Origin of the sequence: Gemella sp. zg-570, assembly GCF_018866345.1 — a bacterium.
In the GTDB taxonomy this organism is placed as follows: domain Bacteria; phylum Bacillota; class Bacilli; order Staphylococcales; family Gemellaceae; genus Gemelliphila.
The window spans coordinates 107469-132278 of sequence record NZ_CP076443.1 but is presented as its reverse complement, the minus strand read 5'-3'; the positions used below and the strand labels follow the sequence as shown (position 1 = coordinate 132278).

The 24810-nt window shown below is 28.3% G+C and carries 23 protein-coding genes and 1 riboswitch; of the genes, 8 read left to right on the top strand and 15 right to left on the bottom strand.

All coding sequences use genetic code 11. The features are described 5' to 3' along the window. Positions 1-162: 162 nt before the first annotated feature. Positions 163-327, top strand: coding sequence for a peptidoglycan bridge formation glycyltransferase FemA/FemB family protein (locus tag KMP11_RS00595; RefSeq protein ID WP_215755821.1), 165 nt, complete (start codon positions 163-165; stop codon positions 325-327). Between the two features lie 117 nt (positions 328-444). On the opposite strand, the gene KMP11_RS00590 is transcribed toward KMP11_RS00595, so the two are convergent. Beyond that, the gene (locus KMP11_RS00590) at positions 445-1308 is read right to left on the bottom strand and encodes a MetQ/NlpA family ABC transporter substrate-binding protein (protein WP_216279916.1); all 864 of its coding nucleotides are present in this window, start codon (positions 1306-1308) and stop codon (positions 445-447) included. A gap of 893 nt (positions 1309-2201) precedes the next feature. Between KMP11_RS00590 and KMP11_RS00585 the strand changes: the two genes are divergently transcribed. After that, positions 2202-3329, top strand: a complete 1128-nt coding sequence (locus KMP11_RS00585) for a nucleotidyltransferase family protein (RefSeq protein WP_216279915.1) — start codon at positions 2202-2204, stop codon at positions 3327-3329. A 7-nt stretch (positions 3330-3336) separates the two neighbouring features. Continuing rightward, complete coding sequence (locus KMP11_RS00580) at positions 3337-4080, top strand: ribonuclease H1 domain-containing protein (protein ID WP_216279914.1); 744 nt, start codon at positions 3337-3339, stop codon at positions 4078-4080. A gap of 1474 nt (positions 4081-5554) precedes the next feature. Here KMP11_RS00580 and KMP11_RS00575 read toward each other — a convergent pair. Both KMP11_RS00575 and KMP11_RS00570 read right to left on the bottom strand, forming a co-directional pair. Next, on the bottom strand, positions 5555-5899 hold the full coding sequence (locus tag KMP11_RS00575; RefSeq protein ID WP_216279913.1) for a hypothetical protein: 345 nt from the start codon (positions 5897-5899) through the stop codon (positions 5555-5557). Position 5900: 1 nt separating this feature from the next. Then, positions 5901-6497, bottom strand: a complete 597-nt coding sequence (locus KMP11_RS00570; protein WP_216279912.1) for a hypothetical protein — start codon at positions 6495-6497, stop codon at positions 5901-5903. A 1029-nt stretch (positions 6498-7526) separates the two neighbouring features. On the opposite strand from KMP11_RS00570, the gene KMP11_RS00565 reads away from it, so the two are divergent. After that, entirely contained in the window at positions 7527-7718 is a 192-nt protein-coding gene (locus KMP11_RS00565) for a hypothetical protein (protein WP_216279911.1), read from the top strand. A gap of 77 nt (positions 7719-7795) precedes the next feature. On the opposite strand, the gene KMP11_RS00560 is transcribed toward KMP11_RS00565, so the two are convergent. From KMP11_RS00560 to KMP11_RS00540, 5 genes are all read right to left on the bottom strand, one after another. Then, positions 7796-8701 (bottom strand): ABC transporter permease, encoded by a 906-nt coding sequence (locus KMP11_RS00560; protein ID WP_305798414.1) that lies wholly within the window; start codon positions 8699-8701, stop codon positions 7796-7798. 13 nt (positions 8702-8714) lie between these two features. Continuing rightward, positions 8715-9680: an oligopeptide ABC transporter permease gene (opp4B, locus tag KMP11_RS00555; RefSeq protein ID WP_215755831.1), complete on the bottom strand. Its 966-nt coding sequence runs from the start codon at positions 9678-9680 to the stop codon at positions 8715-8717. Position 9681: 1 nt separating this feature from the next. Further along, the gene (locus KMP11_RS00550) at positions 9682-10614 is read right to left on the bottom strand and encodes an ATP-binding cassette domain-containing protein (RefSeq protein WP_216279910.1); all 933 of its coding nucleotides are present in this window, start codon (positions 10612-10614) and stop codon (positions 9682-9684) included. Further along, entirely contained in the window at positions 10614-11609 is a 996-nt protein-coding gene (locus KMP11_RS00545) for an ABC transporter ATP-binding protein (RefSeq protein WP_216279909.1), read from the bottom strand. The genes KMP11_RS00550 and KMP11_RS00545 overlap by 1 nt, the downstream gene beginning before the upstream one ends. A gap of 248 nt (positions 11610-11857) precedes the next feature. Continuing rightward, positions 11858-12640, bottom strand: a complete 783-nt coding sequence (locus tag KMP11_RS00540; protein WP_215755834.1) for an MBL fold metallo-hydrolase — start codon at positions 12638-12640, stop codon at positions 11858-11860. Positions 12641-12855: 215 nt separating this feature from the next. Between KMP11_RS00540 and KMP11_RS00535 the strand changes: the two genes are divergently transcribed. Next, positions 12856-13959, top strand: a complete 1104-nt coding sequence (locus KMP11_RS00535) for an ArsR/SmtB family transcription factor (protein ID WP_216279908.1) — start codon at positions 12856-12858, stop codon at positions 13957-13959. A 192-nt stretch (positions 13960-14151) separates the two neighbouring features. Here the strand turns inward: KMP11_RS00535 and yycI are convergent, their stop codons facing one another. From yycI to yycF, 4 genes are read right to left on the bottom strand one after another with little or no spacing between them, the layout of a single operon-like run. Then, the gene (gene yycI, locus KMP11_RS00530) at positions 14152-14952 is read right to left on the bottom strand and encodes a two-component system regulatory protein YycI (protein WP_216279907.1); all 801 of its coding nucleotides are present in this window, start codon (positions 14950-14952) and stop codon (positions 14152-14154) included. Beyond that, complete coding sequence (locus KMP11_RS00525; RefSeq protein WP_216279906.1) at positions 14952-16286, bottom strand: hypothetical protein; 1335 nt, start codon at positions 16284-16286, stop codon at positions 14952-14954. The genes yycI and KMP11_RS00525 overlap by 1 nt, the downstream gene beginning before the upstream one ends. A gap of 9 nt (positions 16287-16295) precedes the next feature. Beyond that, entirely contained in the window at positions 16296-18161 is a 1866-nt protein-coding gene (locus KMP11_RS00520; RefSeq protein ID WP_216279905.1) for an ATP-binding protein, read from the bottom strand. Then, a complete protein-coding gene (gene yycF / locus KMP11_RS00515) occupies positions 18161-18865 on the bottom strand; it encodes a response regulator YycF (protein ID WP_215755839.1) in 705 nt (234 codons plus the stop codon). Before yycF ends, KMP11_RS00520 begins: the two co-directional genes overlap by 1 nt. A gap of 189 nt (positions 18866-19054) precedes the next feature. After that, positions 19055-19166: riboswitch (FMN riboswitch) on the top strand. 103 nt (positions 19167-19269) lie between these two features. Here yycF and KMP11_RS00510 point away from each other — a divergent pair. Then, positions 19270-19833, top strand: coding sequence for an ECF transporter S component (locus KMP11_RS00510; RefSeq protein ID WP_215755840.1), 564 nt, complete (start codon positions 19270-19272; stop codon positions 19831-19833). A gap of 186 nt (positions 19834-20019) precedes the next feature. After that, a complete protein-coding gene (locus KMP11_RS00505; protein ID WP_216279904.1) occupies positions 20020-20157 on the top strand; it encodes a hypothetical protein in 138 nt (45 codons plus the stop codon). 309 nt (positions 20158-20466) lie between these two features. Here the strand turns inward: KMP11_RS00505 and KMP11_RS00500 are convergent, their stop codons facing one another. Further along, positions 20467-21792 carry an NtaA/DmoA family FMN-dependent monooxygenase gene (locus tag KMP11_RS00500; protein WP_216279903.1) on the bottom strand — a complete coding sequence of 442 codons (1326 nt, stop codon included), beginning with the start codon at positions 21790-21792 and terminating at the stop codon, positions 20467-20469. A gap of 283 nt (positions 21793-22075) precedes the next feature. Between KMP11_RS00500 and KMP11_RS00495 the strand changes: the two genes are divergently transcribed. Beyond that, complete coding sequence (locus tag KMP11_RS00495) at positions 22076-22633, top strand: TetR/AcrR family transcriptional regulator (protein ID WP_216279902.1); 558 nt, start codon at positions 22076-22078, stop codon at positions 22631-22633. A 413-nt stretch (positions 22634-23046) separates the two neighbouring features. On the opposite strand, the gene KMP11_RS00490 is transcribed toward KMP11_RS00495, so the two are convergent. After that, entirely contained in the window at positions 23047-23547 is a 501-nt protein-coding gene (locus KMP11_RS00490; protein WP_215755842.1) for a DUF4064 domain-containing protein, read from the bottom strand. Positions 23548-23625: 78 nt separating this feature from the next. Continuing rightward, the gene (locus tag KMP11_RS00485) at positions 23626-24462 is read right to left on the bottom strand and encodes an exodeoxyribonuclease III (RefSeq protein WP_215755843.1); all 837 of its coding nucleotides are present in this window, start codon (positions 24460-24462) and stop codon (positions 23626-23628) included. Positions 24463-24810 lie beyond the last annotated feature (348 nt).

Below are 24810 nucleotides of genomic sequence, written 5' to 3'. Positions count from 1 at the left end.
CAAAACATATTTATTTTTTATTTATCATAATATGCATATCTTAGATATATTTAAAGTTAATTATATTATGAAAATATTTAACAAGTCAAATAAAAGTTAAAATAAAAATTATTTTCTATCCAAGCAGGAGATTATTTAACTAAATATAAAACTATAAATACTTTGTTATTATTCTCATATTTTAATTTCTTCGGAACTAATAAAGATTTATCAGAAACTTCTTCATATTATGGAGTTTTACAATTCAAACTTAACTTTAACGGTAATGTTGAATGCTTTATGGATAATTACGAAATAAAAAATAATATGGGTAAAATATTTTCTTAGTAGTATATAAAAATAATATTTCCCTTATTTAATAAAATCTCAAAATATAAAAAAAGAAACTATAAGTTTTTATAGTTTCTTTTTTATTTTTTAATGAATTAAAGCAATAATTTTTAATTATTTTACAGGTAACACTGCACCTTTGTATTTATCTTCTATGAATTTAACTGTATCAGCAGATTTTAGGGCTTCTACAATTTTTTTAGTAACAATTTTGTCTTTATCTCCTGCTCTAGTAACAACAATATTAGCGTAAGGGTTGTTTTCTCCACTTTCTATTACTACTGAGGCAGCTTTTGGATTAATTCCTGCATCTACTGCAAAGTTAGTGTTAATAGATACTAAATCACCTTCGCCATTTTTGTAGTATTGAACCATGATTGCAGGGTCATTGTCGTATTTGAATACTAAGTGTTTAGGATTTTCTACTACATCTTCAAAAGTTGCTGTAATTACATCTACACCATCTTTAATTTTTACTAAACCATTATCTTTTAAGATTTTTAAAACTCTTCCCCATTCAGATTTGTTGTTAGAAACTAATACTAAAGCTCCATCTTTTAGTTCAGATAATGATTTTACTTTTTTAGAATATAAACCAATAGGTTCGATGTGGATAGCCCCAGCATTTTCTAATTTATAACCTTTTTCTTGAATTTCTTTATTCAAGAATGGTACGTGTTGGAAGTAGTTTAAGTCTATTTCTTTGTCTTGTAAGTTTTTGTTTGGTAGGTAGTAGTCTTGGTAAGTTACAATGTCAAGTTTAATACCTTCTTTTAATAATTGTGGTGCAACGTGTTCTAATAATTCTGCGTGAGGTACGTTTGTCGCTCCTATTTTAACTGTAACTGGGTTTTTTGGGTCTAATTTTTCTACATCAATTCCTTTTTTACCCTCTGTTGAAGTTGAACTAGATGAAGAACATCCTATTAATACAAATGCTAGGATAAATGCTGTTAAAAATGATAATATTTTTTTCATGTTTTAAATTTCCTTTCACAAGTAATACTCTATTTTAAGTTAAATATAAAAAAACGCCCTTACTCTCCTAAGAGAATAAGGGCGAAATAAATTTCACGGTACCACCTTACTTTTTCGTCTATAACGAAACTCAGCCACTACGGATATTATGTCTAGAATTAATATCTATAATGCGTGTTTGTAACGTAACACAAAAACGAAAAAAGTTCATTACTACTCACTTTTTTATACCATTCAAACCATTTTCACAAATCTTCTTAGTTGTGTAATTTCAGCTACATACACTCTCTGTTAAACTTTCTAATAAGTTACTTATTTGAATATAGGTAAATATTTAACTTTGTAGATATATTAGCATATCATTTTTTATTTGTCAACAACTTTTTTAATTTATTTTAAATTTTTCAAAAAATATAATTTTTAAAAATCTACTAAGTACTTATAAATATCAAAATTACTTTTAAACTTAAATTAAAATTTTAATAATTCGGATAAAAAAATTAAGAAATAAATTTATTATTTTTTATAAATAATTTTAATCTAAATACAATAAAAAGCGACCTAAGTCGCTTTTTATAGAAAAGGAAAGTTTATGAAGAATATAACTACTAATAGTAGTTATTTGATAAATATATAATACAAACTTTAAATGAACTTAAAATTTATTTTGAAGTTCGTAATTTATTTCTTTTTGTAAATAATATTTAGTATTGAAATTTTTTAAACTTCTAAAAGCTATTAAAATAGGCTTTTTACAGATTTATTAAAAGCGAACTTTTTATTTTTTAAAAAATAACTAGCTTGAAAATTAATATTTTAAAAATAAATTTTATTTGTAGTATATTTTTTTTTAGGCTATAATTAAAATATTAATTAGTTCTAGGAGAAATGTCTTGCGAATAGGAATAATAGCAGAATTTAACCCCTTACATAGTGGGCATGAATTTTTGATTGACCAAGCAAAAAATTTTTTAAAATTAAATAATGACCCTGGTGAAATTATCTGTGTTATGAGTGAATTTTTTACCCAGCGTGGAGAAGTTGCTATTATTAACGGCTATAAGAGGGCAAGAGTTTCTGTTTTGGCTGCTTGTGATTTGGTTTTAGCCTTGCCTCACAGGGCGAGTGTTGCCTATAGTGATGACTTCGCAAAAAAAAGTATTGAGATACTAGTCGCATGTGGAATAAGTCATCTGATTTTTGGTAGTGAAATTGATATTGCTCTTTTTGAAAATATTTATAAGGCTGAACAGGAAGAAAGCACCCTAAAAAAAATCAAAGACTTAACAAAACTTGGTTATAGCTATCCAAAAATTATGGCTCAACTCTTCAACATTCCTAAGGACAGCCCCAACTTTATTCTGGCTTATAGCTACTATAAAACTTTGCAAAGAATTGCTCCCCACATTAAACTTATAGCAGTCAAACGCAGGGGACAAACTTTAAATGAAGAAAAGTTAGTAGAAAAAGAATTTTTAAGTGCGACAAGCATTAGAAAAAATATAGATAATGATTTTATAAATTCCTACTTATCAAACTATATGCTTGAAGAACTGGCAACTTCAAAAAAATTAAGTGAGAAAGATTTTTATTCCTTAATTAAGTATGAAATAATTAGTCTTGGTAAAGAGGGGCTAAAAAATATTTATGATATTACCGAGGGCTTAGAAAATAGGATATACGAGGCCAATTTACTTGCTAATAATTATGAAGAATTGGTAAATTTAATTTCTTCTAAGAGATATAGTAAAAAAAGAGTTAGTAGAATATTAATTAATATCCTGACTAAATCTACAAAAAAAGAAATGCTATCAGCTATCAAGCACGTCAGAGCCTTGGCTGTAAAAAAGGATAAAACTTATCTAATCCGTGAAATAAATAATAAAAATGAAATTTATATCCATCAAAAATTGAAAAAAAATAATGCTGAATTTTTTGAACACGACATAAGAGTTAGCAGAATTTACAACTTATATAGTAAGGATAGGGATATTTTTAAAAATATTGTTGAACTAATCTAGGAGGAATATGGCAAAATTTTACGCAGTAAAAAAAGGACAAAAAACAGGAATTTTTCAAACTTGGGAAGAGTGTCAAATACAGGTTAAGGGCTACAAGGGAGCAATATATAAAGCATTTGCTAGTTTACAAGATGCCCAAAACTTTTTAAAAGATGAAATAAAAGAAAATCCAAATACTACAAATGAATATGAAACTTACGCCTTTATCGACGGTAGTTTTGATGTAGAAACATTTACTTACGGCTCTGGAATTGTTATTGTTGATAAGGGAAATAAAATAGTAAAAAAACTAGCAAATAACAACAGAGAAATTGCAGAATTACGCAATGTAGCAGGAGAATTAGAAGCTGCAAAATTCGTTATGAACTATGCACTAGAAAATAAGATTAAAAAAATAGCAATCTACTTTGACTACATGGGCATAGCTGCTTGGGCTAAAGGCGACTGGCAAGCCAACCTTGACTATACAAAATATTATGCAAGTTTTGCCAAAAAAATTATGCAAGAGGTTGAAATTGATTTTATTAAGGTTAAGGCCCACAGTGGCGTTAGTCTAAATGAAGAAGTTGACAAGCTAGCCAAAGAAGCTATCCTAGATTTTAAAAAGGGAAATTTTGACAAGTTAAGTAAAAAAGTTAAAAGTGATAATTATAAGAAAAATGATGACTTTATTTTCGGACAAGAAAAAGACTTGCTAGAAATAGAAGAAATGAAAACTAAAAAATTTAAGCAAGAAAGTTTTTTTGATTAAATCTCCTCTACTTTATTAGGGATGTTTTTATATGAGGATAAATTATTATGAAATAAAAATAATTTTGAATGAACGAATAAAAGACGACTATTTGTCGTCTTTTATTTCATAAATTTTATTTATTATTTTTTTAGCATTCAATATATCTAAATTATAAATTTTTCTAATTTTTTTTATTTTTTCTATTTCATTTTTACAATTATAAATAGTATGTGCTATATATTTTAATTCTTTTTTATTACTCAATAAATAATTTGTTAAAATTCTACTGGAATTTAAATATTTTTTTTGTATATAATACTTTCTATTAATAAAAATATTACAATGAATATTACGATGAATAATGCTATTGTATCACTTATTCGAAACAATTATCAGACACTCCTTTTATTCCTAGTATCTCTGCCCCTAAAGATGCTAAAGCTCCTCCTGCTACTCTAATTTTTTCCCAAGCATAATGGGAGCTATAATTAAACTAGCTGAAAGAACAGCACTTGTAAATTTGATTTGATTTTTTATGATATTTCTTTCCTTTATTTTTTAATTTAATATATTTATTTGCAACTAAATATATTTTAAAATATTTTCTACTAAGATATATCTTACATTTTAATTATAGCTTATAAAACATTATAAAGCAAGGAAAAAGTGAAAAACAGCCATCTATTTAATTAAGATAAAAACATAAATAATACAGGGAAATTAACATTAGATTATAAAGTTTTCATGACTATTAAATTAAAGCAAAATTATATAGTACACTTTTAAAATTAAACTGTATTATTTAAAAAATTTTTTAGTTTATATATTTAGGGAGTTAAAAATATTTTTCATTAAAAAAGACGACTATTTGTCGTCTTTTTTATTATATTTTTTCTTATAATAAATTGCAAATAAATATACCCCAATTGACAATGCACACAAAATATTAGATATTATATATATCACATTACTTTTTAAAAATATTGCATTTAAAAATTGTATAGTTATAGATAATGGAAATAAGTAGAATATATAAATAATATATTTATTTAAGTGCAACTTCTTATTACTCCATCAATTGCAAATAATTGATATATTGCTTCTAAATCTCTGTCAGGGAAGTTTTTTAATACTATTCTAGTAGCTCTTTTAAGGGCTTCTACATTTCCATATCCTAAATTTTTTTGATGTTTTGCAACGTTATATATAAGGGAACCTAATTTACCTATTCCATTAAGACCTGAAGCTAATTTTTTATTAATTTTAATCGCCTCCCCTTATTAATAAAATTTTAATATTTTAAATAGTGTGATCACTTCTATTTGTATTTTTATTATAACATATACAAAGGCAAAAAACAAGTATTATATCTAAAAAAATACATGGCAGAATAAGGAGTGTTGCGTTTGCAAAATAGTATAATTATAAAAAATAATTTTATTATTTTTTCTGTTCAATACTAAAATTTGAATTTGAAAATTTAAAAAGACGACTATTTGTCGTCTTTTTTATTAGCTTTATTTTTATAATTTAAATAATGAATTTTTAATATTTTTATTGCTATTACAGTAAAAAACATTAAAGTTAAAGTAGATGTAGTTATTGTTTTTAACAGAGCTACTTTATTCATATCTGAACTTATTATACATATTAAGCTAATTATCGGAATAGAGGATATAATAGTTATTTTTAAAGTGTGTAAATTATAGAAATTTCCTATACGCCAGCTACTTCCAATTCTAAAAAATAAATTTAAATTTATAGTAACTAATATTATGCCATATATATCAAAAAATTGCTTGTAATTTAAGATAGATTTTATTATATCATTTAACATATTAGTAATCTATTCTCATATGACTAAATGTATAAACAGTATCATAGTAGCAATTTCCAAAAGCACAAATTAATTTTTCTTGTGGATTAGTGTAGTATAAAACTATTCCATTTTTCATAGCGTCCCACGTAAAAGAACCTACAGCTAAATTAGCAAGCCATGTTAAACCACGATAAGAGGAAGTTCCCATTATTTTAGCCACTAAAGATGAAGAAGCTGCTACAGTTGCTAAAGCCTCATTTACTGCTATTACACCTCCAACAGAACCAGCAGCAATCAACCATCCTGGAATATGCACATCTTTAGCCCCATCACTAAAGTTTTCAACCCATACCCAGCCCCCGAAGCTTCTATCCTGTAATATACTTTCTATTTCTTTCTTTTTATTGTCATCGATAAGTTTATCTTCATATAATTTAGCTACTATTTTTTTATGTTCTTCTGAAGATAAAAATTTTCTACTCACTACCTCTTTCTTTTTTTGTTTACTATTCTCAGCCTTAGCCACATTATCATAATTACTAACTAAAGCAGAGATTGGTGTGATAAGCAGGCTGGATGCTAAAATAGCACTAGCAATTTTGACTTTTTTATTCATTTTAATCGTCCCCCTTATTAATAAAATTTTAATATTTTAAATAGTGTGATCTCTTCTATTTGCATTCTTATTATAACATATAAAAAATCAAAAAACAAGTATTATATTTAAAAAATATATGGTACAATAAGGAGTGTTGCGTTTGCAAAATAGTATAATTATAAAAAATAATAAAATTATTTTTTCTGTTTAGTAGTAAAATTTGAATTTGAAAATTTAAAAAGACGACTACTTAGTCGTCTTTTTCGTATACTAATCCAAATTTTTTGAATTTTATCATTAATATTATCAGAAAAAGAACAGGATAATATATATATCTGATAATTCTCTTATAAATATATTTTTTTAATAAAAATAAAAAACATTAAATTTTTAATCATAGCCACGTCTCCTAAAAGCAAAAATTTACTATATCACAATAAATCTTGCAATACATTAATTGCTATAATCAAAATTATCGTAGCCATATAGCACTTATGGTAATCATTGTAATAAAAGAATAATGAAATTAACATTATCAAACTTAAAATTTTTATTATATTATTAATTCTATAATCATAAATGTAATTATTGAAAAATAAAGATACTAATAACAAGACTATAATCGTAAATATTGTTTTACCTTGAAGATTATTCCTGATATCATTACTTATGAGAATTATTAGCAATGTATTTACAAGTATATTAAATTTTATAAAGTTATCCTTATATAATTTTTTATTTTTTTCTTATTTTTTAAATTATCAACTATATGGGATATTTTAAATAATTTTTTCAAGTTCATATTATCAATCCTTATAAATATATTCTGCATATTAATTAAATACTTTAACTAATATTTTTTGACAAATAATATAAAAATTTAATTTTTTATTTCTAAGTCTACTAATTTTATAAATACTAATCTTTTTTATCATACTAGCATAAAATAAAATTAAAAATAGACTTATAATTATAAAAAATATATGTTATAATAAGATAATTAAGGGATAAAAAATAAATTTTATATAAGCAGGCGGAGGAGATAAAATGTTTACAGACAAATATCAGATACTTGTATATACTAATATTTTAATTTATTTTATAAATAAATACTTTATTGAAAGTGAATTTTTAGGAATAATAATTGCTATTTCTTCTATTACCACAGCTATAGTAATGTTTAGAAGTATATTTAAAGAGCATAAAAAAGAAAAAACAACTAGGGAAGAAATTGAGTAAATATAGATATCATTAAAAATTTATCTAAAAAACATTTACTCACTAAAAAAGAAGATTAGTAAAACTAATCTTCTTTTTTATAATCTTTGTCTTGCATCTAAGGCACGACGTAGGGCTTGACCAATATAGTTTATGCATAAGGCTAAAACTAAAATTGATAGGGCTGCTGGCAACCAGATATACATTCTATGAACTAGAATATCAGCATCACGAGCGTAAGATAATAAAGTTCCTATTGATGGTGTTCCCGCTGGTAAACCGAAACCTAAAAATGTTAGGGCTACTTCTGTACCCATATTAGATACTAGCAATAGGGTTGCTTCTACTATTATGATAGAGGCGATATTAGGTAATATCCCTTTAAACATAATTTTAAAATCACTTGTCCCCATAGTTTTAGAAGCAAGAACGTAATCACGTCTTGATTCAGATAGAGTCTTAGAACGTACTAGACGGGCAGAACCCATCCAAGATAATATAGCAAGCATAAGGATAAAACTTATCACGCCATATCCCCTATAAACACTAACGAAAACTATGATAATCATTAGGTAGGGAAGAATAACTAAAAAGTCAATAATACGCATTGCAATATTATCTACTGCTCCTCCATAGTAAGAAATTGTAAGTCCTACTAGTGTTCCAAAACCAACAGTTAAAGTAGTTACTAGAACTGATATTAAAAGAGAATTTCCTATTCCCATCATTAACCAGCCGAACACCGAATGTCCTCCAGCATCTGTACCTAGTAAGAAACCATCTTCACCCGGTAATAAAAATCTATCTAAAATATTTACTTCATGATAGCTGGCATATAAATCTGTCAAACGAATATAGATATTAAATCCAATAACAAATAATATTATCGCACTCAAAGTAATTAATGATACTAATGCAATCTTATCTTTTTTAAATTCACGTGCTACAACTGAAAATGCCGAAGGATATTTAGTTACAGCTTCATTTTTTTTAATTTCTGTCATTTTAATAATCCTCCTAATCCAACTTAATACGTGGGTCTACTATTGCCATGATAATATCTGACAAAGCACTACCAACCAGTGTTAAAAATCCTGAAAATAGCATTAATGTTGTAACAACACTATAATCTCTATCTGTTACCGACTTGAAGAATAATTCTCCCATACCTGGATAACCAAAAATTGTTTCTACAAAAATACCACCAGCAAATAATCCTGTAATAGTAAATCCAAAGAAAGCTGCTATCGGCAATAAAGAGTTTCTAAAGATATGACCTGAGTATACTCTCTTAATAGGTACACCTTTTGAACGGGCAGTCTTAACATAATCACTTTGTTTGGCTTCAATAACTTCATTACGCAAGTATTGAATAGTACCAACCGTACCTAGTAATGCCATAGTTGTTGCTGGCAAGATTAAGTGGTGTAATTTATTTATGAAATATGATAATGTTCCTGGTTGAAGACCTAAATCAACAGAACCGCTTGTTGGGAACCAACCTAATTGAAAACCAAATAATAAAATCATAACTAGATAAAGAACAAAGTTAGGAACTGACAAGGCTACAAAATTATATAAGTTGATAGCTTTATCTCCTTTTGAATTGTTATATCTACCTGCATACATACCTAGGGGTATAGCTATTGCATAAGTTAATATGGCTGTTAGGATTGAAAGATTTAGGGTATTAAAAATTCTTTCTCCAACTAGGGTATTTACCGATTTACCAGTAACATAACTCAGACCAAAATCACCCTTAAAGAAATCTTTTAACCAGTGCCAGTACTGCTCATACCATGGGTCATAAAATCCTTTTGCCATACGAATATGCTCGATTTGTTCTTGTGAAATTTTTGGATTTTCTGCAAGACCTGAAAATGGGTCGCCCGGCATTAATTTTGCCATACCAAACACTAATAAACTAAGAATAAATAACTGAGGAATCATGACGATAACACGCTTTAATATTACTTTCCACATATTATTTTTCCCCTCCTTTCATAGCTACATAGTGCGTATCTGTTAATTTTTTCAGAGCATAGACTTTGCCGTCCTTATCAAAATAATCATTTTGATGTTTTTGATACTCTTTTTCTACTTCTTCACGAATTTTAATAATTTCTTTTGCCTTGTCTAAGTTTGTACTTGGAATAGCAGCAATTAAACGTTTAGTATAAATGTGTTGAGGATTGTTGTAAATATCATCACGAGTTCCTCTTTCAACTATTCTTCCGCGATACATGATATAAATATAATCACACATGTGTTTAACAACACCTAAATCATGAGAAATAAATAGGTAGGAAATATTAAAATCTCTTTGAATTTTTTTCATAAAGTTTAGAACTTGTGCCTGCACAGAAAGGTCAAGGGCAGAAACTGGTTCATCAGCAACTATAAGACGTGGATTACAAGCTATTGCACGAGCGACACCAATACGTTGTCTTTGTCCTCCTGAAAATTCAAATGGATATTTATACAAGACATCTTCACCCATACCGACTATTGATAATAATTCTAAAATACGTTTTTTCGTATCTTCTTCAGATAGGTTATCAAAGTTATTAATAGGTTCAGAAATAATATCAATAATTCTTTTTCTAGGATTTAAACTAGACATGGCATCTTGAAAAATCATTTGCACATCTTTATTATAGTTTAATTTTTTTCTGTTGGCTTTTTTAGTTACGTCTTCGTCTTTATAAGTTATAGTTCCATTCGTTGCTTCTTCTAAACCAAGTACAACTTTTCCAACAGTAGTTTTTCCAGAGCCAGATTCTCCGATTAGTCCGTATGTTTTCCCCGCACCTATTTCTATATCTACTCCGTCTACTGCGTGAACGTAACTTTGAATTGTATTGAAAAATCCACCACGGATTGGATAGTGAACTTTTAAATTTTCAATTTTTATCATTATTTATCCTCCCCCTGAAATGTAAATTTTTCGTGGCAAGTACAGCGAACAAAATGTCCCTCTTCTACTTCATGTAATTTTGGATTTTCTTCGTGGTCTTCTGCTTTTAACCATGGCACACGAGCTGCAAAACGACAACCTTGTCTATCAAGATTTTTAATTGATGGCACCATACCTTCAATGGCATAAAGGGCATCATTTTCTTCTCCGTCAAGTTGGGGAATACTTCTTAATAAACTTCTTGTGTATGGATGTTTAGAATTTTTAAAAATTTGTTCTGCATTTCCTAACTCCACAACTTGTCCTGCATAAAATACAGCAACCCTGTCAGCCATCTCGGCAACTACTCCAAGGTCGTGTGTAATTAAAATAACTCCTGCATGAATTTCACTTTGCAATTCTTTTAACAAGTCTAAAATTTGTGCTTGAATTGTAACATCAAGCGCCGTTGTAGGTTCGTCGGCAATAATAATTTGCGGTTTGCATGATAAGGCCATAGCTATCATAACACGTTGACGCATACCACCTGAAAGTTCATGAGGATACTGTCTTGCACAACGCTCTGGATTTGGTATTCCAACTTGTGTTAATAATTCGATAACACGTTTTTCACGTTCTTCTTTTTTCATTTCTGTATGATATACAAGAGCTTCTTCTATCTGTTTCCCAATTCTTTGTAGTGGATTTAAAGATGATAGGGGGTCTTGAAAAATCATTCCTATTTCTTTAGTTCTTATCTTATTTAATTCTTCTTCAGATAGGTCTAATAAATTTTTATTATTATAAATAATTTCTCCAGTAGAGCGGGTTAGGTTTTCATTGTGTAGCCCCATAACTGTTGTAGCCAAAGTAGATTTACCGCAACCACTCTCTCCAACTATTGCCAACACTTCATTACTATATAAGTCTAAACTTACATCATCTACTGCATTAAAATAATCATCTTTTATTCTAAATGCTGTTTCTAAATTTTTAATTTCTAATAATTTTTTCACCTATTTACCCCTCCCCTGAGTTTCACAAATCAATAGTCTGATTTGTAGTTATTATTTTTTAACATAGTATATATATTATAAGATTTTATAGCAAATTGCAATAGTAAATTGTTTATATTTTACTGAAAATTATGTAATTTTCTGATTATTTAATTGAATATGTTTTAAATTTCCTGTTTCCTTTAAATATATGTTTAATTATTATTTATAGACTTCTAATGAATTTCTTAAAATTTTATTTTAGTAAATTAGATATAAATTAAGTCGGTCGGTTCTTCCGGGTCTGTATCTTTAATATTTATATCATTTTCACAGTCAAAACCATAGTTAGATAGAACTCCTCTTGCCGTCATATAGGCCAATTCTTTAGTATTATTTTCTAAACTTAGGTGGGCAAGATAGATATTTTTTGTCTTATCTCCTATTATTTTTGTTAGGTAATTTGCCGCGTCTGTATTTGACAAATGTCCCCTGTCAGATAATATTCTCTGTTTTGTTTTCCAGGGATATGAACAACTTAGTAAAATATTTTCTTCGTGGTTACTCTCATATACTAGGCTATTAGAATTTTTAATTTGCTCTATCATTTTATCGGATATATAACCAGTATCTGTAAGAATGCTAACTTTTTTACCGCCACTTTCAAAGGTGTAAAATTGTGGATTTGCTGCGTCGTGGCTTACTCCAAAACTACTTATACTAATTCCATCAAAATCTTTTGTTTCATCTTTTTCAAAATGAAATTTTAAGTCTGTATCTATCTGACCGATATTCATATTTTCCCAAGTCAATTTGTTGGCATAAATCGGTATATTATATTTTCTTGCTAAAACTCCAACACTCTTAATATGGTCTACATGCTCATGAGTTACGAACAGATGATTTATATCCTTAATATCTCTACCTATTTTTTTTAAGTTTTCTGTTATTCTTTTTCCGGTCGTACCTGCGTCTATAAGACAGCGAAAATTATTTTTTTCTATATAAATACTATTGCCCGTACTACCACTTGCCAATATAGATATTTTCAAAAAAACATCTCCTCTTATTTATTTTCCTCTAAAATTTATATTTACATATTATACCATAAAAATATTTTTTAACTAACATAATATTATATAAACTGACATAAATTCAAAAATTAAAATATTTATTTTTCCTACTTATATTAAAATTAAAAAATTGAATTAAATAAATTTTTAATGTAAAATTATACTTATAATAATATTAAATAAGGAATAAAATCATGAAATTTTCATCAAAAGAAAAAAGACAGTTGCTAGATTTCATAATCGGGCTTGAATGTTTAAATCCAGAATATATGTTTAGCTTAGAAGAAAAACAAAATAAAATAGATACTATTGAATTTTACACACTATATAAGGCTCTATATAATGAAATTAGTTCCCACATTTTAGATTTTAATAATGTATTCTGTTCACCTTTTTATCCCATGTTACAAATGACTTATAGAAGTCTATACAAAAAACAAAATATAGAAAATGTAGCTGAATTTTTAGCTACCATAAAAACATTGACTGATGAAGAAATAAAATTTACATTAAAAATGTTAATAGGTTCAACAGCTTGTAATGACGCTGAAACTGTAAAAGCTATAAAAAATCTACAAGAAAGTGGTCAAGTAAAATACTATCTATTGCAAATATATGAAAATCCTAGCCAATTTATAGCTAACACCCTTAAAGTTTTTGAAACTATATATCCAATTTACTTAAATTATTTCACAAAAGCTGAAGACTTGTTCAGTAAAAAATTAGAAAAAGTTTTAGCTATGGATAAGGCAGAAATTTATAAGGCTAGTATCAACTTTTTAGGAAGTGAAAAATTATCAGCCCTGCAAAGAGAATATAAGGATATAAAAAGAATTTCCTTAGAAGAAGCAGAAAGATGTGGCAATGAAATAGAGGTAGCTCCCCTGATGTTTGGAGCTAACCGTATCAACATTATTACTAAACCTAATGAAGGTGATACAACTTTTAACAACACCCACAATAAACCCATCTATTGCATAGGTCTTGATTCAATTTTTTATGCTAAAAAAATGAAAAAAGCTGAAGTAATTAGTAAAAAAGTTTTAAAGGCTCTATCTGATGATACAAGATTAGATATTTTAAGAATGATTAGTTTTGGTTTAAATACTAATAAAAAACTAAGTAAATTTTTCCAGGTATCACCCCCCGCAATAACTTATCAAACAAATATATTAAAAGAGGCTGGCATTATTGATACAAGAGAATACAGCTCTTTATATGTAAAACGAGACCAGCTAGAATATTCTTTAAATCAAATACAAGAGTTGCTAAGTTTAAAAGGTAACAGCGAACACTAAAAAACTCTCAGAAATTATTTCTGAGAGTTTTTATTATCTTTGTAAAGCTCATTGATAAAAAATTTAAAAAGTTTAAATAATAAAAAATACAACTTTACGGCTGTCTTTTTTTATTTATATAAATATTTTATTATATTTTTTACATTAAAAATTTTCTTATCTTCTAACCAAGTATATTTTTTGTAAAAATATTTATTCATTCTTATCTAATATCTTGATATTAATAGCATCAACATAATATATTTTTTCGATATTTTTATTTTTTACGCTTATGGTTACTTTCCACGACGGTATTAAAACTTGATTTTCTACATTTGAAATATAGGTATAATACCCTATAGTAGCCTTAACTTCACTATCCCTTGGGATAAGATTTTCGTGGTATAACTTATTTATTACCTGCGAATAAGAAGCTATATTTGTCGTATTTTCTTTTTTAAAATCTGTAAAGGCTGTTTGGCTAAGTCTATAAATATTCCCGTCATCTTCAACTTCAAACTGAATCAGGGCATTTTTATTAGAATTTATAACCACACCTTCATAGGTTTGACGGAAATTCACCACACGCTCTTTAGGTAAATAAGCATCAAAAACATAGGTTTTATTTTTTGTTAGGTCTGCATTAACAAAACTGCTAAGTACTTCCTTATAATTTGGAGAATTAATATTTGTCAAAGGTTTTTCTAATTTAATATTTAACTTTTCTAGTCCGTCTTTACTTTCAAATGAATAAGAGTAAGAACCAACTTTAGAACTTAAATCTGGTTCAGCAACTCTTTTAATAACTGCTGATAGATAACCTAAATTTTCTTTGGTGTTATCTACCTCTTTGACAGTAATATTATCATTTTTCATAGAGGCAACAATAGCCTCTATTTCATGATAATTTACAACCCTGTTCTTATATACTAAGTATCCGTAGATCGAAATTAAGATTAAATTAAAGACTAGAAATAAATATATAAATAATGTTTTTATTTTTCCCCAATCCATTATAATTCACCTTTAACCCTTTTTTCTTTTAAGTCTGAAAATTTATAATATTTACCGTCATAATTTATATACCAAGCTGGACTGTATATAATTCTATCCTTCTTATATGTTTTTTTATAAGCTAATTCCATATCCATAAATTTTTCTATATCTAACTTCGCATATATATAATTTAATACTACAGCTATATTTTCTAAGTGATATAGTGGCAACTTGCTAGAAGAAACTAGGGCTTCTTTATGAACTCTAGGAATAGTTAATTGAGCTACTCCTTCCTTAGTAACTTTTACTTTAATATCACTTGTTAAATCATCAGAAAATGCAAAACCTTCTTTATATACTTCTTGATAGCTTATTGTATCTCCGTCAATTCCAAGAGTTGAATAGTAGGAATTTGGCAAGTAACTAGAAATTAAAAAACTTGTTGCTTCTGACTGTATCTCACTACTTTTTAAAATTCTGGCATTATTTATCATGTTAGATGGATTTATGTAAATCATGCTGTCTGCATTTTGTCTAAGAATAGAATAACCGTCTGTAATTTCTTTTGTTTCGGAAGCTAATGTGCTAATTTTGACATTTCCTTTAGCACTAAAAATATCATTAAAAACATCTTTGATATCAACCTTGTAGGTATTATATTCATCTATGGTATAGTCAGCAACTTTTTTTACATAAAAATCTCTAGACCCAGCTATTACATACTTGTTATATGTTTTTGAATTTTTAACAAATAAATCATCTATTCTTTTATAAATATTTTCCTTAAAAACTACCTGCATATAGTTTTCTGTTCCATTTTTGTAAAAATAAAGGATGTTGTCTTTAGAATCTGATAGCAAAATTGTATCAATATCTAAATTGATTGCCTGCTTATCTACATCTGAATAAAGTACCTGTGAGGACAGAGTGTCAATATCGTTTTTATATTTCATGATAAAGTAGTTTTTACTTTGAGTTATTATGTCATTAATAGAATTATTACTAATTCTTGAAACTTCTACATCTAAGTCTGACAATTCTTTTATTATCTGAGAAATATTATTTTTATTTTTAATGGCTTCTACATTAGAAACTTTTGTAATGGTATTTGGTAGTGCTTGTTCCTCCATAGCATTTACATTGTTTTTTATTATTATGTAGGGACTTAGTAGGTTCAGAGAATTTTGTTGTATTTTTGTTATGTTTTGATTTTCTTGTTTACCTTCTATGATACCACCTAGTATTTCATAGTTTGTTTTGTAGCCAACTATTATATAGGTTAAAAATAAGCTACTACTTATTAAAATTAGAAGAATAAATGTTTTTATGCGTTCTTTTTTAATTCTCAACATATTTCACCTCTATAACCATTCTTCTGCCATATTTTCAGAAGGTAGCATAACAAAAACAATAGTTCCGTAACCCTCTCTACTTTGTGCCCAAATTTTTCCCCTGTGGGCATCTATAATAGATTTTGCTAGAGATAGACCTAGACCTGTTCCCCCCATGCTACGCTGGCGACTTTTATCCACCCTGTAAAAGCGGGTAAATATTTTGTCGATATGGCTTAGTGGTATACCCATTCCCTCGTCTTTTATGGATATACTGACCCTATTTTGATTGTAGTTTTGTCTAACACGCACAACAATATTTTTTCCGTTTGGTGAATATTTGACAGCATTGTTTATTATGTTGTCGAATACTTGGGTAAGTTTGTCATAATCACCATCAACAAATACGGGTTCTTCTGGTGTATGTAAAATAAAATTTTTATCGGTGTGGGTCATTTTAAAACGTTCAACTATTTTTTCTACCAATTTATTTATATCCATAAGTTCCTTGTCGTAATGTTCCTCTTTTATATCCATCTTGCCGAGTTGCATTAGTTCATTTACCATACGAATCATTCTGACAGTTTCTTTATGAATAGTGTCTATAAAGGCTGGGGCTAATTCCTTGTCGTGAATTACTCCTTCTTCTAAGGCTTCTATGTAACTATTCATAGTTGTTAGTGGTGTTCTAAGTTCGTGAGATAGGGTTGATACAAATTCTCTACGTTCTTTTTCTTGTCTTTCTTTTTCGGTTACATCGTACAAGACTATGATATAACCGTCTACTTTTGATAAAGAATAAAATTCATTTGGGTCTTCTGCTATAACCTGAGTAAATTCTATTCTATAAAGTAACTCTTCATCATTTTCATTTATAGATATTAAAAGACTGTCTTCTGCTTCTAATATTTCTGAAATTGTTTGGTATTCTGTAATATTTAATATCTTTAAAACATCCTTACCTATGAATATATAATCTTCATCATAGGCTAGCATTTCTTTGGCACTTTGATTTATCAAAATTATTTTTCCGCTACTATCGGTTGAAATAATTCCGTCCATCATACTACTTATAATAGTTGATAACTTTCTTCTTTCGGCTTCTGTAATGCCCTGTTCTTCCTTAATTTTTTTTGAAATTTGGTTGAAGGCTATGGCTAAATCTCCAATTTCATCATTTGTATTTATGCCAATAATATTTCCGTATTCTCCCTCTGCCATATTATCTACCTGAGAACTCATTTTTTCGATAGAGTTTGTTATAGTTTTTGAAGCAAAAAATCCTATAAAAGTTACCACCGAAATAGAAAATACAGTTGCTATAAGCAAGAGGTTAGACATATCGGCAATTTCATCATAGACACTACCAATATCTGTAACTATGTAGATAGCTCCTAAAATTTGGTCATCACTTTTTACCGGTGTTACATAAACCCAGTAGACTTTGCCACTGTCATCAGTCTGTTCTTTGCTGGCACTTTCTCCTGTCTTGATTACCTGCCTAACGATAGGGTCAACAGAACGTTTGCCTGAATAATTTTTACTTCCGTCTGTTGTTGACGATGCAACTATGGTCATTTCATTATCAACTATATTTAGCAGTGATAATTTTGTAGTTGTGAACTCGGTAGCTATTTTTTTTATGTTGGTTTCTATGGCTAACTTGTCGGCACTTGTCGGTATTTTTACCATTTCTTCTAAAATGTTATAATTTAACTTTTTCTCTTGCTCTACTATTGTATTTTGAAAGGTAGCAATATTTTTTGATTTCAGTTGCGTTGTAAAATAAACTCCAACAAGTTGTAAGGATATAATATTAACTAAAACATAGACTATTACGAATTTAAAACGAATTGATGAAAAAAATCTTTTTTTACGTTTTAATTCCAATGCCATTATTCATCTACTCCCATAAAATATCCTACCCCCCTACGAGTAGCAATATAAATTGGATTTGCTGAATCATCTTCTATCTTTTCACGTAAACGTCTTACTGTAACGTCCACGGTTCTGACATCTCCAAAATAGTCATAACCCCAAACTGTCTGCAATAAATTTTCTCTTGTTAAAACTTGTCCTTTGTGTTGGAATAGGTAATAAAACAATTCAAATTCTCTGCGAGTTAAATCAATATTTTCTCCGTGTTTTTTAATTATATATGCTTCTGGATAAATAACTATATCTTTAATTCTTAATTCATCAGTTTCTTCTTCAGCTTTTTCCTCGTTAGCTTTGGCAGTTCTTCTTAAATTAACTTTTACTCTTGCCATCAGTTCTCTAGTTGAAAATGGTTTTGTTACATAATCATCAGCCCCAAACTCAAGACCTAAGACCTTATCTATTTCACTATTTTTTGCTGTTAACATAATGATAGGAACATTCATTTTATTACGAACTTCTCTACACACTTCCATACCATCTTTTTTTGGTAGCATCAAGTCAAGTAAAATTAAATCTGGATTTTCGCTAAAGGCTAAATCAACTGCACGCTCTCCGTCATGAGCCATGACAACTTCATAACCCTCTTTTTTTAAATTAAATTCTAATATTTTAGCAATGGGTTTTTCATCATCTACAACCAGAATTTTATAAGTACTCATTTATTATCCTCCTTTATGTATAAGGTTAGCTTTAATATACCATTTTTTAAAAGTTTTTTCTACAATTACAAATTACTATAGAATAATTGTAAATTTAGCATCCATTTTTTAAATATTAATTGCTTATTTATACAACTTATTACTTTACAAAGAATATTTTTTTAGCTATAATTTAGCTATAAAATTTAATATTATCTTCGGGGCAGGGTGAAATTCCCGATCGGCAGTAAAGTCTGCGAGCGTAAGCTGATTTGGTGCAATTCCAAAACCGACAGTATAGTCTGGATGGTAGAAGATAGGTCATAGGTAACTTTGTAGAAAGTTTATTTGTTGTACCATTATGCCTCGTATTCAATTTTGAATACGTTATTTTTTTGCCTTTAGAAGATAGGAAAGAGGTTAATATGTATAAAAAAAATACACATACACTTATTTTAACTGCACTTCTTGCAGTAGTTTCTCTTATTCTATCTTTAGTGAAAATGGCTGTGCCTTTTTTGCCACCATTTTTAACTTTAGATTTATCATTTATTCCTATATTTGTAGGTTTATCTATATTAGGTTACAAACAAACTTTAGTAATATCATTACTAAAAAATTTCCTGCACTTCTCCTTAATTTCACACGAACCAACAGGAAGTATAGCCAATATAATAGTTGAGTTTGTATTCTTAACTTGCTTAGTATATTTTTATAAAAAAGGAAATGTACAAACTATTATAGGTGGAATAGTAGGAACTGTAGCTATAACATTAGTAATGTCTTTAATGAATTATTTTATTTTATTACCCCTGTACGGTTACATAATAAACTTATCAGACATAGTAACTAATGTTAAAACTATCGTAGCCTACGGTATTATTCCTTTTAATATAATTAAAGGCTTGTTCTTAATAATCCTATTTTTTATAACAAAAAGTATTACGAGCAAATTACCTAGTAGTTTAGTTGGCAAATTTAAAAATTAATAAAATTATTTAAAAAATAAATCCCAGAGGCTAAAAAATTTTATTCTTTGGGATTTTTATGTTAGCTTGGAAAATAAAATTCTAAATTTTTCTAATTTATTAAGAGGGTAAATTCAAAAATTTTCTTTAATTCTTCCTGCAAAAATAAGTTCTAAGTTAATATTGAAACTTTTAGGGTAAAGTTTTATGGCTGTGAATTTATTTGATAGATTGGGAAATAAATTTCTAAATTTTTCTAATTTATTAAGAGGAGAAATTCAAAAATTTTCTTTAATTACATCTGCAAAAATAAGTTCTAAGTTAATATTAAAACTTTTAGGGTAAAATTTTATGGCTGTAAATTTATTTGATAGCTTGGGAAATAAATTTCTAATTATTAATTTAAAATTTTGTAATTTATTTATAAGTAAAGTGAAATTTAATTTTTAATATTTTTGGGGTGATTTATCTAAGTATAAAATTATTTTTTAATATCTTGATTAAAAATTATTATAATTTTTTTAAATTTGATTGGTAAAAATATTTTTTATTTTATTGAGATTTTTAAATAAATTAATTATTAAAATAAAATTTGAAAAATAAAAAGTAGTGAAGACTTAACTTGTAAGAAAATTCTTCACTACTCATATTTATTTATTTTTCTTCTCTAGTGCCGTATTGATAAGGTAGACCTAGATTTTCACGCAGAGTTGAACCTTCATAGTCTTTGTGGAAAATTCCACGTTCTTGAAGAATAGGTACAACTTTTTCTACGAAATCACGAACTCCGTCATGGGCTAAATCTGGAACTATTGAAAATCCGTCTGTTGCTCCTGACTCGAACCATTCTTGTAAGAAGTCGGCTACATCTTTTGCTGTTCCTACAACTACCGGGTGATAGTTAATAACTCCATGGGCTAGGGTGTCAACTGGTGAATAGCCTTCTTTTAAAACTTCTAAGGCACGGTAAGAACGTGGGTCGTGTGGATTGGCATAGGCTGATTTTAACCAACTTTCAGGAACTGGTTGATAAGGGTCAATACTTTGGAAATTTAATCCGACCATGGCTCCAAGATAGGCTAAACGATGAGCTAATTCTTGTTTATCAAATTCTAATACTTTTCTACGACGGGCAAGTGCTTCTTCCTTACTGTCTGCAATAGTAAACATAAATCCTGTGAAAACATTTATCTCATCAGCTAAACGTCCATGAGCAACTGCACTTTCTCTTAACATATTTCTATATTCACGAGCTTCTTCAATACTAAATGGATTTGCATAAACTCCAGATGCAAAACGTCCTGCTAGTTTAATACCTTCTGGGCTTGGTCCTGCTTGGAAAATAGGTGGTTGCCCTTGATCTGACGGTGGAATAGGTAGTGGACCTTGTGTTTGAACATACTCTCCTTTATAGTTAAGGGCGCGAATTTTTCTAGTGTCAGCAAAAGTACCAGATTCTTTATCGTGAACATAAGCATCTTTGCCCCATGAACCCCAAAGACCTTGCACAGCTTCAATCATTTCGTTTGCTCTACCATAGCGTTCATGACTAGATTTTAAACGAGCTCCAAAGTTTGCAGCTGTTGCTGGTGTTGAAGTTGTTACTGCATTCCAACCAACACGACCATGACTAACAACATCTAGTGCTTTGAGATGACGAGCAAGATTATAAGGCTCATTAAATGTTGTTGAAAATGTTCCAACAAGACCAATATTTTTTGTCGCACGAGCAACAGAAGTCATGGCTATTAGGGGGTCCATCGAGTGCATTGGACTGTCATTAGTCAAATCATTAACAAGGGCAGGAGTATCTGCCATAAATAGAGCATGAATTTTTCCTTTTTCTGCTAATTGTGCCATTTCAACATATAAATCCATATCAGTGTAGGCATCTGCCTTAGCTTCTGGTAAACGCCATGTTTTAAATTCTCCACCATAACCTGACACCATTTGTAATACAATTTTCATTTGTTTTTTCATATAATATACCAACCTTTCGATTTCAAATATAATTTTATTTATACTAACAGAAATATTTTTTATTAATAATCAAACTACAAAAATATATTTAGTCTTGATTAAGCAAATAAAAAATACTTAACAATAAAATTTTTAAATTTAAAATTTTACTTGAACAAGTTGCTATTTGCTTTCTAAGTTTCTTTCTGTTATATTTTATATATTACATCTGTCATTTGACTTCGTCAATTTACAGTTTCGAACAATTTGTAACTTACAGGACAAAAAAAGGAGAAGTGTCATTTTGAAAGAAGATTTACGTTTTAAAAAAACTGAATTAGCCTTGCAAAAAGCATTTTTAGAATTACTACAAACAAAAGAAATAACTAAAATTTCTGTTAAGGAAATATGCAGCCTAGCCCAAGTGTCAAGAAATGCCTTTTATCAACATTACGAAACTAGAGAACATCTTTACGACAGTATGCTAAAAGAAATTCTTTTTTCAATCGAGCAGGCCTGTAAACCACTTGTCAAAGACTTAGCTAGTATTACAGAAGCTGAAAACAGATTATTTTTAGATAATATTCTGAGGGCAGTTGAAGAACATCGTTTTGTAATTTATCAACTATTAACCAGTCAGCCAGCAGCCTTTTATGCCGCTTTTAATGAAATGTTGATTTCTGCTAATATGCAAGGAGTTGATGGAACTTCAATGCAAATTGATACTTCCTACATTCATATTTTTTCGGGAGGAATTACTGCCTTTGTTAGCTACTGGTTGCTAAAAACTAGCTTCACTTTGGAAGAAGCCCAAGAAAAATTATTTACTATCTTGGGGCAGTTGAAAGTTGTTGCAGACTAAATTTTTAATTTAGCATTTGAAAAAATAAATTTAATTCAAAATAAAAAATCATTGTAAAAACTAAATTTTTTGTTAGTTCTTGCAATGATTTTATTTTAAAATTTGCATTTAGTTTCTTAAAAATAATTTGAAATATATTTATCCTTATGCTTAATATAGCTACTATTAATAATAATTTCATTTTAAAACCTGCATATATTATTAATATATCAAGAAAATAATCTCCACTCCTATACTTATAATTTTAAGTATAAAAATAAGGTTTTTTACTTGTTTTTAAAAATAAAAATCCGAGTTTTAATTTTAAAGACTCGAGTTTAATTTTTTACTGAAAAAAATTTTTTTAATTTATGAAATAATTATTTGTAATTTTGTATTTTAGGATAAAAAAATCCCGCCTAGACGGGATTTTTTTAAATATATTCTATTTTATCAACTTCAATATTTTTATTATCTTCACTATTATTTGAGAAATTATTGAAATCATCATTTGGTTTTCTAATAAATAACCTTATAGCTACAACTAGGTATAATATATATACTGGGAATAGCCAAGCAACTGTTACTAAAAATGTCAGTATAGCTAATATTAAAAATAGCACTCCTGCCAATATTCTTTTCTTCATTAAGAAACTAAAAATTATAGCAAGAACTGTTATTACTACAATGATTATTGTATAAATTTTTAAAAATGTAGTTATGCTCGACAATAAAAAATTTAAATCATAATTTGTAGATGCTCTATTAGAACTTCTTAAACCTTCTTCAAAAGCTCCTTTGAATTCTTGACTATTAACTAAATCACTAAGTTCGCCACTAAAAACTACGAAAGCAAGCAAGGTTGAAAATAAAATCATGATAATATTAGCTATCCAAGCACAAATTTTTTCCCATTTTCTTGAAAATTTTTGCATTTAAAACACCTCTTTCTTGTTTTATTATACCTCTTTCATAATAGCACATATTAAAAATAAAATAAAGAAATTATAATTTTAAAAATTTAAATCTATTTCTAATTTTATAGGTGTGTGGTCTTGTCTTGCACCAGAGTCAATCATTTCTGATACTCTAACTTTATCGGCTAGTCTATTACTAACTAGCCAGTAGTCTATTCTCCAGCCAGTATTGTTTATCTTGCTAGTTTTTACCCTTTGTCCCCACCAAGAATAAACGTCTTTGATGTCGCCATGAACATATCTGAATGTGTCTGTAAAACCTCGGGCTAACAACTTGCTAAAGCCGTCTCTTTCTTCATCTGTAAAGCCCGGTGATGTTCTGTTGCTAGCTGGATTGGCTAGGTCAATTTCTTTGTGGGCAACATTATAATCTCCTGTTGCTAAAACTGGTTTTTGCTTGTCTAATTCTGCCAAGTATTCGGCATATTTAATATCCCATTCTTGTCTTTCGGCTAATCTTTTTAAACCATCGCCAGCATTTGGTGTGTAAACTTGCGTAACAAAAAATTCTGCAAATTCTAAAGTTATGATACGACCCTCACTATCCATAGTTGTCGGTGCATTTATTTTTGGATAAGTTAGGATTGGTTGGGGCAGGGTATTTTTGTATAAAAACATTGTTCCTGCATAACCCTTGCGGGAAGGTTCTACCGATGAACGCCAAACTACTTCATAAGCTGGGAAGTAGTCAGCTAAAATTTCTAAATGTTTTTTGCTGGGCCCAGTTGCTGATAATTTTGTTTCTTGAATTGCAATTATATCTGCATCTTCTTTTACTAAAGTATTAATAACATCTCTTGATAACAAAGCACGAGCAGAATCACTAGTAAGTGCCGCATTTAAAGAATCAATATTCCACGATATAAGTTTCATTAAAATCTCCTCAAAATAAATTTCATACTAATTATAGCAAAAAAATATAGTCCTATAAAATATTTGCTCTCTAACAAGAAATTATTTGTAGGGTACTAAAATAATTTTTTAGATAAATATTTTATAAAACTATATCTTAGTAAAAATAGGGATTTTAAAAATAACTACAAGTTATACAATTCTTAAAGTATTGATTATAAAAAGATAAAGTTCAGTCCTTGTTTTATAGATTTTTATAAAATCGGTAGTTTTTTATAAAGTAAATTATATCTTAAATTTTTAAGTGAATGAAATAATATTTATGTTGAAACTTGTAAAGTGTTTTTGCTAAACTCTGCACCTTGTAGA

Excerpts from the sequence above, each read along its gene's own strand:
- KMP11_RS00590 (WP_216279916.1), bottom strand. The coding sequence starts at position 1,308 with ATGAAAAAAATATTATCATTTTTAACAGCATTTATCCTAGCATTTGTA.
- KMP11_RS00580 (WP_216279914.1), top strand. The coding sequence starts at position 3,337 with ATGGCAAAATTTTACGCAGTAAAAAAAGGACAAAAAACAGGAATTTTT.
- KMP11_RS00575 (WP_216279913.1), bottom strand. The coding sequence starts at position 5,899 with ATGTTAAATGATATAATAAAATCTATCTTAAATTACAAGCAATTTTTT.
- KMP11_RS00570 (WP_216279912.1), bottom strand. The coding sequence starts at position 6,497 with ATGAATAAAAAAGTCAAAATTGCTAGTGCTATTTTAGCATCCAGCCTG.
- KMP11_RS00565 (WP_216279911.1), top strand. The coding sequence starts at position 7,527 with ATGTTTACAGACAAATATCAGATACTTGTATATACTAATATTTTAATT.
- KMP11_RS00560 (WP_305798414.1), bottom strand. The coding sequence starts at position 8,701 with ATGACAGAAATTAAAAAAAATGAAGCTGTAACTAAATATCCTTCGGCA.
- opp4B (WP_215755831.1), bottom strand. The coding sequence starts at position 9,680 with ATGTGGAAAGTAATATTAAAGCGTGTTATCGTCATGATTCCTCAGTTA.
- KMP11_RS00550 (WP_216279910.1), bottom strand. The coding sequence starts at position 10,614 with ATGATAAAAATTGAAAATTTAAAAGTTCACTATCCAATCCGTGGTGGA.
- KMP11_RS00535 (WP_216279908.1), top strand. The coding sequence starts at position 12,856 with ATGAAATTTTCATCAAAAGAAAAAAGACAGTTGCTAGATTTCATAATC.
- yycI (WP_216279907.1), bottom strand. The coding sequence starts at position 14,952 with ATGGATTGGGGAAAAATAAAAACATTATTTATATATTTATTTCTAGTC.
- KMP11_RS00525 (WP_216279906.1), bottom strand. The coding sequence starts at position 16,286 with ATGTTGAGAATTAAAAAAGAACGCATAAAAACATTTATTCTTCTAATT.
- KMP11_RS00520 (WP_216279905.1), bottom strand. The coding sequence starts at position 18,161 with ATGGCATTGGAATTAAAACGTAAAAAAAGATTTTTTTCATCAATTCGT.
- yycF (WP_215755839.1), bottom strand. The coding sequence starts at position 18,865 with ATGAGTACTTATAAAATTCTGGTTGTAGATGATGAAAAACCCATTGCT.
- KMP11_RS00510 (WP_215755840.1), top strand. The coding sequence starts at position 19,270 with ATGTATAAAAAAAATACACATACACTTATTTTAACTGCACTTCTTGCA.
- KMP11_RS00505 (WP_216279904.1), top strand. The coding sequence starts at position 20,020 with ATGGCTGTGAATTTATTTGATAGATTGGGAAATAAATTTCTAAATTTT.
- KMP11_RS00500 (WP_216279903.1), bottom strand. The coding sequence starts at position 21,792 with ATGAAAAAACAAATGAAAATTGTATTACAAATGGTGTCAGGTTATGGT.
- KMP11_RS00490 (WP_215755842.1), bottom strand. The coding sequence starts at position 23,547 with ATGCAAAAATTTTCAAGAAAATGGGAAAAAATTTGTGCTTGGATAGCT.
- KMP11_RS00485 (WP_215755843.1), bottom strand. The coding sequence starts at position 24,462 with ATGAAACTTATATCGTGGAATATTGATTCTTTAAATGCGGCACTTACT.